9 protein-coding genes are annotated in these 13,485 nt (G+C 71.8%); 4 read left to right on the plus strand and 5 right to left on the minus strand.

Features of this window, described 5'->3' with window-relative positions:
- Positions 1-13 precede the first annotated feature (13 nt).
- Both ACFQRI_RS21255 and ACFQRI_RS21260 read left to right on the plus strand, forming a co-directional pair.
- Positions 14-268 (plus strand): hypothetical protein, encoded by a 255-nt coding sequence (locus ACFQRI_RS21255; RefSeq protein WP_380671335.1) that lies wholly within the window; start codon positions 14-16, stop codon positions 266-268.
- Positions 269-423: 155 nt separating this feature from the next.
- Positions 424-753: a carboxymuconolactone decarboxylase family protein gene (locus tag ACFQRI_RS21260; RefSeq protein WP_380671337.1), complete on the plus strand. Its 330-nt coding sequence runs from the start codon at positions 424-426 to the stop codon at positions 751-753.
- A 225-nt stretch (positions 754-978) separates the two neighbouring features.
- On the opposite strand, the gene ACFQRI_RS21265 is transcribed toward ACFQRI_RS21260, so the two are convergent.
- The 3 genes from ACFQRI_RS21265 to ACFQRI_RS21275 form a co-directional block, all read right to left on the minus strand.
- The gene (locus ACFQRI_RS21265) at positions 979-1,308 is read right to left on the minus strand and encodes a hypothetical protein (protein ID WP_380671339.1); all 330 of its coding nucleotides are present in this window, start codon (positions 1,306-1,308) and stop codon (positions 979-981) included.
- Between the two features lie 145 nt (positions 1,309-1,453).
- Positions 1,454-2,935: a SulP family inorganic anion transporter gene (locus tag ACFQRI_RS21270; RefSeq protein WP_380671341.1), complete on the minus strand. Its 1,482-nt coding sequence runs from the start codon at positions 2,933-2,935 to the stop codon at positions 1,454-1,456.
- Positions 2,936-3,272: 337 nt separating this feature from the next.
- Positions 3,273-3,665, minus strand: coding sequence for a MerR family transcriptional regulator (locus ACFQRI_RS21275; protein ID WP_380671477.1), 393 nt, complete (start codon positions 3,663-3,665; stop codon positions 3,273-3,275).
- A 554-nt stretch (positions 3,666-4,219) separates the two neighbouring features.
- Here ACFQRI_RS21275 and ACFQRI_RS21280 point away from each other — a divergent pair.
- Positions 4,220-5,827, plus strand: coding sequence for a peptide chain release factor 3 (locus ACFQRI_RS21280; RefSeq protein ID WP_380671343.1), 1,608 nt, complete (start codon positions 4,220-4,222; stop codon positions 5,825-5,827).
- 226 nt (positions 5,828-6,053) lie between these two features.
- Entirely contained in the window at positions 6,054-6,740 is a 687-nt protein-coding gene (locus tag ACFQRI_RS21285; RefSeq protein ID WP_380671345.1) for a nucleoside deaminase, read from the plus strand.
- A 138-nt stretch (positions 6,741-6,878) separates the two neighbouring features.
- Here ACFQRI_RS21285 and ACFQRI_RS21290 read toward each other — a convergent pair whose 3' ends face one another.
- Positions 6,879-12,365 carry an ATP-binding protein gene (locus ACFQRI_RS21290; protein WP_380671346.1) on the minus strand — a complete coding sequence of 1,829 codons (5,487 nt, stop codon included), beginning with the start codon at positions 12,363-12,365 and terminating at the stop codon, positions 6,879-6,881.
- 572 nt (positions 12,366-12,937) lie between these two features.
- Positions 12,938-13,366 (minus strand): OsmC family protein, encoded by a 429-nt coding sequence (locus ACFQRI_RS21295; RefSeq protein WP_380671348.1) that lies wholly within the window; start codon positions 13,364-13,366, stop codon positions 12,938-12,940.
- Between the last annotated feature and the right edge of the window lie 119 nt (positions 13,367-13,485).

Genomic DNA, 13,485 nt, shown 5'->3' on the forward strand with positions numbered 1-13,485 from the left:
GTGCGCGGGACTCGTGGGACCGTGCGTCGGCGACCTCGGCGAGCACCTGCCGACCAGCCTCGTGGAGCGCCTCATCGGAGGCGCGAGCCGCAGTCGGATCACCGTCCAAGGCCGCGCGGTCGGGTTCTTCGACGACGTCGACCTCGAACTGGTCGACCGCATGTCCGCGGTGCACACCGGAACCCCTTACGGCATCCGACGTCCCCGCGCCGCGGTCCGCCTCGAGATCACCGACTGGTCCCACCCGGTCCCCAAGACCGACACCTAGCCCGGTCGCATGACCGACCTCTGCCTCGTGCCGATGCCGCGCCGGGCTTCGTCGAACCCGGCCCGATATACCCGTGGGGGGTATGTTCTGTAGGGTGCTGCCGTGGCGGCTGACGGCGGTCACTGGCTATCCCAGGACGAGGAAAGGGCGATCGAATGCATTCTCACGACCACGATGCGAAGTTCATGGCCGACATCAAAGAGGCCGCGCCGGAGATGGTGTCGGCGTTCTTCGGCTTCGACAAGGCCGTGTTCGACGAGAGCACCGGAAACCTCGATCTGGCCACGCGCGAGCTGGTGGCGGTCGGGGTCGCGGTGACCACGCAGTGCTCCTTCTGCATCGAGGATCACGCCGAGCGCGCGGTCAAGGCCGGCGCGTCCAAGGGCGCTGTCGCCGAAGCCGTCATGGTCGCCGCCGCCTTGCGCGCCGGTGGCGGCGTCACGCACGGGTGGAAGGCGATGAAGAGCATCGCCGAGGACGAGTAGGCCGCACCGGAGGCGTCGTGCACGATGCGGGCCCGCCCTCCGGGGCGGGGGCCCAGGGCCCATCGTCAGCTGCGACGAGCCTGCCGTCGATGCGGCCGCCTCGTCGCAGACCGTCCCGCGCAGGCGAGTTCGCGCAGCTGCCGACCCGGGGCGTGCGCGACGAGGCCGCTCATCGCGCACGCCCCGGACGCTCGATCGACCGCGGAGGGCGAGTCCGGGACCGGCCTAGGAGACCACCATCGAGTCGGGGGAGTCCGCGAACCCCAAGATGGGGGAGAGTGCGGGGGAGAAGTCCTCGTCGGCCCGCGAGGCGATCCACTCGTCGAGCTCGGCGACGAACTCGGGGGTCGCCTTGTAGCGGACGCGCTGGGCCGCGGCTTCGTCGACGCGGTCGATGAGCTTGACGACCTGCTCGCTGAACTTCTCGTAGTCGGTGACCTTGTCCAGGAACGCGCTCGCGACCCCGTCGAAGTCGATCTCGGCGACCTGCTCCTCGCCCAGCTCCGGGAGGACATCGGCGATGTAGTCGCCGCACCGGTAGAGCAGGAAGGCCACCCGGTGCAGCGCGATCGAGGTCTTGCCGGACCGGGCGACGCCGATGAAGGCTCAGCACCTGCGCGGCGGGTGGGGCTCGAGCGGGCCAGATGCGACGAGGGCCGCTCCCCGGCTGCACTGCCGGGAAGCGGCCCTCGTCGAACCGTCAGTGGCTGCCTGCGAGCTCCCCGGTGAGGCGGTCGTGCATGGCGGCGCTGCGGGTGTTCAGGCCGACGATCTCGACCTCCTTGCCCTTGGCCTCGTACTTGGTGGTGATCGCGTCGAGGGCGGCCACAGTGGAGGCGTCCCAGATGTGGGCGTCGGTGAGGTCGATGACGACCTTGTCCGGGTCGTTGGCGTAGTCGAACTGGTAGACTAGATCGTTGCTGGAGGCGAAGAACAGCTCGCCGGTGACCTGGTAGACGACCTGGCCGCCGTCCGGGTCGGTGGCCGCGGTGACGTCGACGAGGTGGGCGACGCGGCGGGCGAAGATGACCATCGCGGTGATCGAGCCGACGACCACGCCGATGGCGAGGTTGTCGGTGGCCACCACGACGACCACGGTCACGGCCATCACGAGGATCTCACCGGTGGGCATCCGCTTGAGGGTCTTCGGCGCGATGCTGTGCCAGTCGAAGGTGCCGAAGGCGACCAGGACCATCACCGCGACCAGCGCGGCCATCGGGATCTGCGAGACCAGCGGCCCGAACGAGATGCACAGGATCATCAGGAACACGCCGGCCAGGAACGTGGACAGCCGGGTGCGCGAGCCCGCGGTCTTGACGTTGATCATGGTCTGGCCGATCATCGCGCAGCCGCCCATGCCGCCGAAGAAGCCGGTGACGATGTTGGCGACGCCCTGGCCGATCGACTCGCGGGTCTTGTTCGAGTGGGTGTCGGTGATGTCGTCGACCAGCTTGGCGGTCATCAGCGACTCCATCAGCCCGACCAGCGCGAACGCCAGCGCGTAGGGCGCGATGGTGGTCAGCGTGTCCAGCGTGAACGGCACGTCCGGGATGCCCGGGACCGGCAGCGAGCTCGGCAGCGAACCCTTGTCGCCGACGGTGGGCACGGCGATGCCCGCGGCGATGGTCACCGCGGTCAGGGCGATGATCGACACCAGCGGTGCCGGGACGACCTTGGTCAGCTTGGGGAACAGGACCATGATCACCAGGCCTGCCGCGAACAGCGGGTAGACCATCCACGGCACGTCGATGAGCTCGGGGACCTGGGCCATGAAGATCATGATGGCCAGGGCGTTGACGAAGCCGACCATGACGCTGCGCGGCACGAACCGCATCAGCTTGGCCACGCCCAGCGCGCCCAGGACGGCCTGGAAGATCCCGCCGAGGATGACCGCGGCGATCAGGTAGCCCAGGCCGTGCTGGTGCGACAGCGGTGCCACCACGAGGGCGATCGCGCCGGTGGCGGCGGAGATCATGGCGGCGCGGCCGCCGACGATCGAGATGACCACGGCCATCGTGAACGAGGCGAACAGGCCCACTCTGGGGTCGACGCCGGCGATGATGGAGAACGAGATCGCCTCCGGGATCAGCGCCAGCGCGACGACCAGACCGCCGAGGATCTCGGTGCGCGCGACCTTCGGTGACAGCCACGCCGGTCGGCGCAGCGGGAGTGAATCAAGCACAGATCAACCAGACATGCTCGGGCGCCGCAGCGCGGCGCAGGGCGTTCGCCGCGCGAGGCGGCGGTGACTCGGCAAGGGGGCGGGACGCCTCGCGTCCCGGGAGCAAGCCGTCGACGGTGGCGGCTGGACTGGGTCGGGCGGTCACCACATCCTGCTGGCAGGCAAGAGCGCTCCTCGGCTCGAGGTGCGAGCCGGGGGCGTCGGTGACCCCGGGGGCCGACCGGCGGTGGGTGCACCGCGGCGGCCCGCAACTCTTCCCTTACGTTAGACGAGGAGGTCGCGCTCTTCCGAACGGCTCCGCGCAAATGAGTCCGGGATCACGCGGGCTCGGCTCGGGTCAGCTGCCGCTGGTCCTGGACGTGCGCCGGGGTGCGACCAGGTGATCCCGCAGCATGGCGGCGAACTCCTCGGCGATGGTCAGCTTCTCCCGCAGCTCCGCGCAGGCGTTCTCGGCCGTCGCGGTGAACTCGGCGAGCCGCTGCTCCGGGTCGTCGATCTCCGGCGCGCCCGGGGCGGGGTCGAGGATGGCCAGCAGCTCGCGCATCTCGTCGAGCTGGAAGCCCAGCGGCTTCATCCGCTTGATCAGCTGCAGCCGGTCGACGTCGGGTTCGGTGTAGAGCCGGAAGCCGCCCTGGCTGCGCGCGCTCGGCACGACCAGGTCGACTTCTTCGTAGTAGCGGATCGTGCGCAGCGACAGACCCGTGCGCTCGGCCACCTCGCCGATCTGCATCCGCTCGTCCACGCCGAAACCACTCCTCGCCGACCGCGCTGGCGCGGCCGTCTCGCGTCCTGATTCCCATCACGATACGCAAGGCGGGATTCTCGCCCGGTTACCGCCCGTGAGCGGGCGGGTCCTCCGGCTCGACCCGGGTGCGCAGCAGGGCGGCCGGGATCGCCGCGCACGCACCGGCGGCGATCAGGTGCCCGGTGGTGATGGAGGCGGCCGTCATCGGCGGTCCGAACGCCAGCGGGGAGAGGAACTGACCGGGAGAGCATCGCGGTGCCATACAGCGAGGTCGCCTGGCCTCGCCGCTCCGGCCCGGCGGCATCCCCGATCAGCACGGAGCAGCAGCCCGTTCGCCACGCCGAGCAGCGCGGCAGCACGTCAAATCTACGCTCACGTTAGGGTCGGATGTCGGGCGTTGGTGCCGCTGCGCGCGGATCGCCTGGCCCGGACGAGGGCGTCGCGCGGTGCTCGTTCGAGGTGAGCGCAGATGTGTTTCGGGAGGTCGACGAGTTGACGGAGCTGGGTTGCCGGAGTGCTGATCGCAACGGGGCCGACCGGTGAGCGCCGGGGCGACCGCAGGCCGCGCTGCCGACCCCGCGCAGGAGGCTCGCCGGCGCCGGACGTTCGCGGTGATCAGCCACCCGGACGCGGGCAAGTCGACGCTGACCGAGGCGCTCGCGCTGCACGCGAAGGTCATCTCGGAGGCCGGCGCGGTCCACGGCAAGGCGGGCCGGCGGGGCGTGGTCTCGGACTGGCTGGAGATGGAGCGCACGCGCGGCATCTCGATCACCTCGGCCGCGCTGCAGTTCGCCTACGAAGACTGCGTGATCAACCTGCTGGACACGCCCGGTCACGCGGACTTCTCCGAGGACACCTACCGCGTCCTGTCGGCCGTGGACTCCGCGGTGATGCTGCTGGACGCGGCCAAGGGGCTGGAGCCGCAGACGCTGAAGCTCTTCGACGTGTGCCGGCACCGCGGCATCCCGGTGATCACCTTCATCAACAAGTGGGACCGCCCCGGGCGCGACGCGCTGGAGCTCTGCGACGAGGTGCAGGAGCGGATCGGCTTGCGGCCGATGCCGCTGACCTGGCCGGTCGGCGAGTCCGGCCGGTTCCGCGGCGTGCTGGAGCGGTCCTCGGGGGAGTTCGTCGGCTACGAGCGCACGTCCGGTGGCGCCGCGATCGCATCCGAGCAGCGGCTGTCCCCGGGCGAGGCGCGGGCCGAGGTGGGCGCGGACTGGGACCGGGCGGTCGAGGAGTCCGACCTGCTGTCGGCCTCCGGCGGGGACTTCGACGCCGAGGCCTTCCACGCGGCCACCGCCACGCCGGTGCTGTTCGGCTCCGCGGTGCGCAACTTCGGCATCGGGCAGCTGCTGCAGCAGCTGGTCGCGCTCGCGCCGCGACCCGAGCCGCGCCCGGACGTGCGCGGCCGACCGCGCGAGCTGGACGCGCCCTTCTCGGCGTTCGTGTTCAAGGTGCAGACCGGAATGGATCCGTCGCATCGCGACCGGGTGGCCTTCGCCCGGGTGTGCTCCGGTGCGTTCGAGCGGGGCATGGTCGTCACGCACGCCGCGACGGGCAAGCCGTTCTCGACCAAGTACGCCCAGCACGTGTTCGGCCAGCAGCGCGACACCCTCGACCTCGCCAACCCGGGCGATGTCGTCGGGCTGGTCAACGCCACCGCGCTGCGGGTGGGCGACACGCTCTACACCGGCAAGCCCGCGGTCGAGTACCCCGGCATCCCCAGCTTCGCGCCGGAGCACTTCGCGGTGGTGAGCACGACCGATCCGGGCCGTTCCAAGCAGTTCCGGCGCGGCATCGAGCAGCTCTCGCAGGAAGGTGTCGTGCAGGTGCTGCGCTCGGACAAGCGCGGTGACGCCTCGCCCGTGCTCGCCGCGGTCGGCCCGATGCAGTTCGAAGTGGCGATGCACCGGATGGAGAACGAGTTCCGCGCCCCGGTGCGGATGGAGCAGCTGCCCTACAGCGTGGTCCGGGTCCTGGAGGACGACCAGCAGCGCGCTCTCGCCGACGGGCGCCGCAGCGAAGTGCTCGACCGCGCCGACGGCACTCCGCTGGTGCTGTTCGCCAGCGAGCACGAGATGCGAACCACGCAGCGCCTGCACCCGGAGCTCAAGCTGAGCCCCGTGGTCGGCGCCCAGGGCTGAGGGAATCGACGAAGAAGCCGCGCGCACCGCGCCAGCAGCATCGACCGAACCCGCGCCTCGGCGGTCGCCGCCGCGGGCGCGCTCGGCGTGCGCGTCCTCGAAGCCGTGGCGTTCCCGGACTGGCCCGAGCTGCCCCGCCTGCGCGGCACGCGCGACCTCGGTGGTCCACGCGCCGCAGGAAGCGATCGCTGCCGATGGCGACGTGCGACGCAACTCCGGAACGTGGATGCTCGTCGAACGCGACGATGCCTGGTGGGTGTGCGCAGTGCAGCAGACCAACGTCATCGATCTGCCGCCCGACTGGAACGCCCGCTGCGAGAACGCCTGGCGCGCCCGTTCGGCCGGTGGTCGCCGGGTGGCGGGCCTGCGGATCCGCAGCCGATCCCGAAGCGGGGCGCGACGGAGGACGACGACGGCCGGTCCGCGAGGAAGCAGCCGCAGGAGGGGAGCCGTGCGCGAATACGGCGAGTTGATGGAGCACGCGATCGAGCAGGCGCGGATCGGTGCGGCCGAAGGCGGAATACCGATCGGTGCGGCGCTGGTCGTCGGCGGTGAGCTGCTGTCCGCGGGGCGAAATCGCCGCGTCCAGCGGGCGAGCCCGACGCTGCACGCGGAGATCGATTGCATCGAGAGCGCGGGGCGCCAGGCGGCGTCGACCTACCGGCGGGCCACCTTGTTCACCACGTTGTCGCCCTGCTTCCTGTGCACCGGGGCGGTGCTGCTCTTCGGGATTCCGCGCGTGGTGATCGGCGAGAACCGCACCTACGCGGCAGGCGAGGAGCTGCTGCGCGGCCACGGGGTGGAGGTCGTGGTCCTCGACCTGGACGAGTGCGCCGAGCTGATGGCCGACTTCGTGACCGCGCGGCCGGAACTGTGGCACGAGGACATCGCGGTCGACGACGCCGGCGGTTGAGCGCGGCGCTCGCGGTTTCCCGCAGGGTTCGTGCCCCACGACGCGTTCTCGCTGCGCACCGGTGGTCGCCGAGGAGTACGGCGCCCGGGCTCGACCGGGAGCCCGGGCGCCGTCCGCCTTGGACCAGCTGCGGGTGCGTCAGCCCTTCAGGCCGTTCTCGACGGCCTCGATGATGCGCGGACGCAGCTCGGCGGCGCTGATGATCGCGTCCACCGATCCGACGTCGACCGCGCGCTGGATGTTGTGCGCCTGGTCGAACTCGGCGGCGACCTCGCTGAGCTTCTCGGCCCGCACGGCCGACCGCGTCTCCGCGAGCTGCGTGCTCAGCGCCGCTCGCTCGGCGCCGCTGGCGGTCGAGATCTGCTCCTGCAACGCGGCCACCCGCGGGTCCTTGGCGGTTCGGTCGTTCACCTCGCCGGAGAACACGACGGCCGCCGCGGGCGCCCCGCCGAGCACCGAGGCGAACGAGCCCTCCAGCGCCAGGACGGTCATGTTCGGGTTGAGCGCCTTGGAGAACACCACGAACGCGCCGCCGTGGTAGCGGGAGATCACGCAGAACACGATGGGCCCGTCGAAGTTGACGATCGCCCTGCCGATCTCGGCGCCGTACTCCAGCTGCAGCTTGCGCAACGACTCCGGGGAGCCGTCGAAACCGGACAGGTTGGCCAGCACCACCAGCGGGCGATTGCCGGAGGCGGCGTTGATCGCGCGCGCGGTCTTCTTCGACGACCGCGGGAACAGGGTGCCCGCGGTGTAGGAGTCCGGGCCGTCCGTGGGCGGGAAGCCGCGGCGGGGCACCGAACGCGACTCGATGCCGATCAGGCAGACCGGTCGGCCGCCGATGTGCGCGTCCTGCACCGCGGCGGTGTCGGCGTCGGCCATGCCCGCCCACCGCTCCGCCACCGGGTGGTCCTGGTCGGAGACGGCGCGCATCACCGTGCGGATGTCGAACGGCTTCTTCCGCTCCGGGTTGTGCTCGGCGGAGAAGATCTGGCCCACCGTGCTGAAGTCGCTGCCGACGACGGCGTGCGGGAACTCGGAGACGTCGCGGTCGAACGGGTCGCTCGTTCCCGCGTTGCGCGGACCGGTGTCGCCGGGCACGACGTAGGTGTGGTCGTAGTGCGCCATGAGCACGTCGCGAGCGCCGGCGAGGTCGGGCGCCCAGTACTGGGCCTGGCCGTTCGGCCCCATCACGCGGTCGTAGCCGCCGATGCCGAAGTTGTCCTCGGCCGAAACGCCGCCGGAGAAGTCCAGCGATTGCTTGCCGGTCAGCACCATCGCCGAGTCCGGGGTCATCACCAGGACGCCCTTGGTGTGCATGAGCATCGTCGCCTCGGCGTTCCAGTACGGCTGCGCGCCGACGTTGATGCCCGAGACGACGACGTTGATCTCGCCCCCGTCCTGGGTGAACTCGACGATGCGCTTGAGCGCCGCGGCCACCCAGTCCATGTTCTCGGTGCCCGAGGACATGGAGATCCGCGCCCCGGCGGAGAGCGCGAACCACTCCACGGGCACGCGCATGCGCTCGGCCAGGTCGAGCGCGGCGATCACGCGCGAGCACTCCGGTTCGGACAGCGCGCCCAGCGCCTTCGTCGGGTCGCCCAGCAGCAGGACGCGGGTGACGCCCTCGGGGTGCAGCCGGGTCGGCGTGGTGATCACGCCGGCGACGATCGCCGCGGTATTGCCGCCCTTGGGGCGATCGACCGGGGCGAGCGCGCCGGTTTCGTCGAGGTCGTGCTCGACGAACCGCCCTTCCGGGCCGGCGAGCAGGTCGGTCAGCTCGTAGGGGTAGGCGTTCCCGCGCCGCGCGGCGCGCTGCACCTTCTGGCGGTAGTCGTTGAGAGCTTCGACCGGGGCCGTCACCGGTTCGCCGACGTGCAGCTGCGGACCGCGCCCCGGATCGACGGTGATCCGCACCGAGATGTCGGTCAGCTCGCCCGAGGCGGTGCGCTGGCGGGCCAGGAACTCGACCTCCTCCAGCCCCGCGCCCGCCGCGGTCGGCCTGATGCGCTGGACGAGCGTGTTGAGCTCGTCGGTGGTCAGGTCGGTCGGCGGCCAGACGTACATCGTGATCCGGTTGGTGTCGAACCGCCTGTTCTGCGGTCGCTGCGCCTGGACCGCGCGGATCGCGTCGAGGCACCCGGCGATCGCGTCCTCCACCGCCGGCAGCGCGACCAGCCGGCCGTCGGCGTCGCGCAGCGGCGTGAGGTCCCGGATCTGGCTCATCGCGACGAGCCGCTCGTCGGCCGGGTTGCTCCTCGCGGACGCCTTGAACAGGTAGATCTCCTCATCGGCCGAGGGCAGCCGGGTGAGGTCGAACTCGCGGAGCCGCTGCAGCTGCAGCCGCTGCGCGATCTGCGGGTGCAGGCCGCGGATCAGGCGGTCCTCGACGAAGGTCGAGCCCTCCGGGCGGAAGGTGAAGTGGTGGTGCATCACCGCGCCGCTGGTGCCGGCGACCGTGGCGGTGATCCGGGTGACCCCGGCGGGCAGCCGCTGCTCTGTCAGGATCTCGCCGAGCCGCACCGCCATCGCGCCGACGTCCGGCTGGTCCTCCCACGTGACGTACAGATCGGCGACCAGGCCGCCGTCGGCGGGCGCATCGGCCGCGAGCTCGCCGACCGCGGCGACCGCAGCGGGCAGGTCGGCGATGTCCGCGGCGGTGGTGACCACCCGGGTGCGGCCGTCGGCCCCGCTGTGCTCGGCGGTGACGAACCGGCAACCGCCGGCGTCCCGCGCGGTGACCTCGGCGAGGTCGCGGTTGCCGTAGTAGCGGCGGGTCAGCACTTCCAGCAGCGCGACGTGGTCGCGGCCGGGGCGGCCGATCCGCTGACCGATCAGCCGAACCAGCGGCTCGGCGCTGGCGACCATGTCCTGGATCCGCTCGGCGCGGTCCGGCGCGTCCGGGTCGCGGTCGAGGTGGCGCAGGTGCTCGCGGACGTCGGCGTAGACCTTGGCGCGGTTGCGGCGCAGCAGCGGCTGGGCGAACCAGCGGAACACCACGCCCCGGGCGAGGTCGGACACCGCGGAGAACCGCACCTGGGTCGCCTCGACCAGGTGCTCCAGGGCCAGCCCCGCCCGCTCGCGCAGCGGCTCGGCCGGTGGTGCGTCGGCCAGCCACTGCCGCAGCAGCTCGGAGACGATGGCGGCGTCCGCCGGCATCTGCTGCTGGGCCAGGAAGATCCGGAAGACCGCCGCCTCGAGCGCCTGCGTGCGGTCGAGGTCGGTGACGCCGTAGTGGGCGAGCACCTTGCTGAGCTTGGCCTGGAAGTCCTGGGTGACGCCGGCGCGTTCGACGTCCAGGCTCTGCAGGTAGCTGTGGAAGTACTCGCGCGGGCTGTGCACGGGGCTGTTCGGCTCGACGTCGAGCTCGCCGCCCGGCTTGTTGCGGCTGAGCTCGGACAGGTCGGCGAACGCGGTGAGCACCTCCAGCTCACCGGGCAGCGGACGCCCGCCCAGCTCCGCCCGCGCGGCCAGGTAGTCCGACAGCACCCGCGTGCGGTCGTGCGGGTCGACGTCGAAGCCGAGCACGAGGTTGCGCAGCTCCTGCAGACCGCGCTCGGCGCGTTCGGCCGCCGGGACGTCCGCGGGCTGCGCGGGGAGGTCGATCTCGACCTCCGCGCCCGCGGCGTCCTCCTCCTCGGCGCCCTCCTCGGCCAGCGGCTCCAGGCGCATCAACGGCGCGCCGGTCTCCACCTGGCTGCCCACCGACACCGGGCACTCGCGCACCCGGGCCCGGAACGGCGCGCGCAGCACCGTCTCCATCTTCATGCTCTCCAGCACCAGGATCGACGCGCCCGCGGCGACCTCGTCGCCGACCGACAGCGGCGTGGCCACGACCAACGCCGGTGCGGGGGATCGGACCACACCGCCCTCGTCGCGGCTGATCCGGTGCGTCACGCCGTCGACCTCGACCAGGTGCGTCGGTCCGTGGGTGGCCGAGGTCAGCTGGAAGCGGGTCCCGTTGACCACGATCCGGCCGCTGTGCGCGTCGAACCGGTCGATCTCGACATCGGCCGGGTGCACCTGCCCACCGGTGCTGACCTCGACCCGGAAGCGCTTCAGGCCGACGCGGGCGACGTGCACGCGGTAGCCGACGCCGCGCAGCTTGAGGTCCAGCGCCTGGCTCGCGTCGTGCTGCACCTGCGGGCGCCCGCCGTGCGCGGTGGCCAGCAGCCGCTGGCGGCTGACCTCCTCCTCGTCCTCGTAGGCCTCGATGGCCGCGGCGGCGAGCGCGACCGCGGAGTGCCGGTGGTTGACCAGGCCGCCGTCGGCGCGCACCCGGTCGATCCAGCTGGTGTCGGCGCTCGCGTCGATGACCTCGGGCCGGTCGAGGAGGTCGAGCACGAAGCTCTTGTTCGTCGCCCCGCCCTCGATGATCACCGTGGTCTCGGCCATCGCGCGGCGGAGCCGGCCCAGCGCCTGCTCGCGGTCGTGCCCGTAGGCGATGACCTTGGCGATCATCGAGTCGAAATCGGGCGGGATGCTGTCGCCCTCGCTGACCCCGGTGTCCACCCGGATCCCGGGACCGGAGGGCAGCAGCAGCCGCGCGATGCGACCGGGGGCCGGGGCGAAGTCGCGGTCCGGGTCCTCGGCGTTGAGCCGGGCCTCGACGGCGTGCCCGGCCTCCTCGGGGCGCGTGCCCTCCAGCCTCCCGCCGCTGGCGACGTGCAGCTGCAGCCGGACCAGGTCGGTGCCCGTGGTGATCTCGGTGATCGGGTGCTCGACCTGCAACCGGGTGTTGACCTCGAGGAAGGCGAACAGCTTGGTGCCCGGGTGGTAGAGGAACTCGACGGTGCAGGCGCCGCGGTAGCCCACGGCCGTGGCGAGCCGCTCGGCCGAGGCCTTCAGCTCGGCGGTCTGCTCCGGTTCCAGCACCGGCGAGGCGGACTCCTCGATGATCTTCTGGTTGCGCCGCTGCACCGAGCAGTCCCGCACGCCCAGCGCCCAGGCGGCCCCCTCGCCGTCGGCGATCACCTGGACCTCGACGTGCCGGGCACCGGTGACCAGGTGTTCCAGGAAGACCGTTCCGGAGCCGAACGCGCGCAGCGCCTCCTGGCTGGTGCGCTCGTAGGCCTCGGCCAGCTCGTCGGCCGAGGTGACCTTGCGGATACCGCGTCCGCCGCCGCCCGCGGCCGCCTTGAGCATCAGCGGGTAGCCGATCTCGTCACCGATGCGCAGGGCGTCGGTGAGGGTGCCGACCTCGCCGCGGCTCCACGGCGCCACCGGGACGCCGACCTCCTCGGCGATCAGCTTCGCCCCGATCTTGTCGCCGAGCTGGCGCATCGCGTCCGCGCTCGGCCCGATGAAGGTGACGCCGGTCTTCTCGCACAGCTCGGCGAACTCCGGGTCCTCGGCGACGAACCCCCAGCCGACCCACGCGGCGTCGGCGCCGGTGTCCACCAGCGCCCGCTCCAGCGCGGCGTGGTCCAGGTACGGGCGCTGCGCAGCGGGACCGAGGTCGTAGGCGAGGTCGGCTTCCCGGACGAAGGTCGCGTCGCGGTCGACGTCGGTGTGCAGGGCCACCGTTTCGATCCGCCGCCCGGTCTCCGCGGAAAGATCCCGGACCGCGTGGATCAGCCGCATCGCTGGCTCTCCGCGGTTGACGATGGCGATACGACCAAACACCGGCTGCGCCTCCCAGATAGCTACGCTCCGCGGGCGACGCTCCATTCCCCGGCGTCGCCCGCACCTGCCGTCCAGCCTGCTCGATCAAGCCCGGCCGACCAATGAGGCGCGTAGCGCGTGCCGCGGCGGTAAATTTGTGGAGACCCTACAAAAGCCTGGTCGCGCGGGTCGCAGTCGTGACGGCGCGCACAGCTGTCGAGGCGTCGCGCGCCCCGCTGCGAGCCGCGGTGTGGCAACCCGGCACGCGTTCCGCCCGCCGCGGGAGCAGCTGGCCTCGCCGAGCCTGACCGACAGGCGTCGTCCCGGGGATGGCTCGCGCTTGTTCGCTCGCGGGGAGCCGCACGGCTCGCGGTTGCGAACCCCGCCGTCCCGACGATCGAGAGGTGCCCGTTGATCTGCGAGCAGTCGCAGGTCAACGGGCACTTCTGCGTTTCGGTGCGGAGCAGTGCTGATCGCGCGTCGACCGCTGGGTGACCGCGCAGCGCTCCGCGACGGCGGACTGATCGATCAACGCCGGCGCCCCCGCCGGTCGGAGCCCTGCCTGGCTCGTTCCCGCGAGGAGCGCTGCGGCCTCATGACGCCAGCGAGGCGGTGAGGGAGATCGTCGTGCCTGCGAGCGCCTGGCTCACCGGGCAGTTGGCCTTGGCGTCCTCGGCTGCCTTGCGGAAGCTCTCCTCGTCGGCACCGGGCACTTCGCCCTGAACGGTCAGGTGGACACCCGTGATGCCCTCGCCCGGCTTGAAGGTGACCTCCGCCCTGGTGTCGAGCTTGGTGGGCGGGGTGCCGGCCTGGGCGAGGCCGTTCGACAGCGCCATGGAGTAGCAGCTGGAGTGCGCGGCGGCGATGAGTTCCTCGGGGCTGGTCTTGCCGTTGGGCTCCTCGGCGCGGGACGGCCAGGACACCGGGTACTGCCCGATCTTGGAGGAGTCCAGGGCCACTGTGCCGGTGCCTTCCAGCAGGTTGCCCTCCCAGGTGGTGTGCGCGGTGCGCGTCGTGCTCATTCCGGTTCCTTCCTGGTCCAACGGGTGGGGCGCTTGCTGTGCTCGAGCGCCCCCAGCATCCGACCAAACCGGATCGCCCGCACGCTGCCTTCCCCGATCAGTCGTCCCGCGGCGTTCCG

Source organism: Saccharopolyspora griseoalba, from assembly GCF_042665275.1.
GTDB classification, from domain to species: domain Bacteria; phylum Actinomycetota; class Actinomycetes; order Mycobacteriales; family Pseudonocardiaceae; genus Saccharopolyspora; species Saccharopolyspora griseoalba.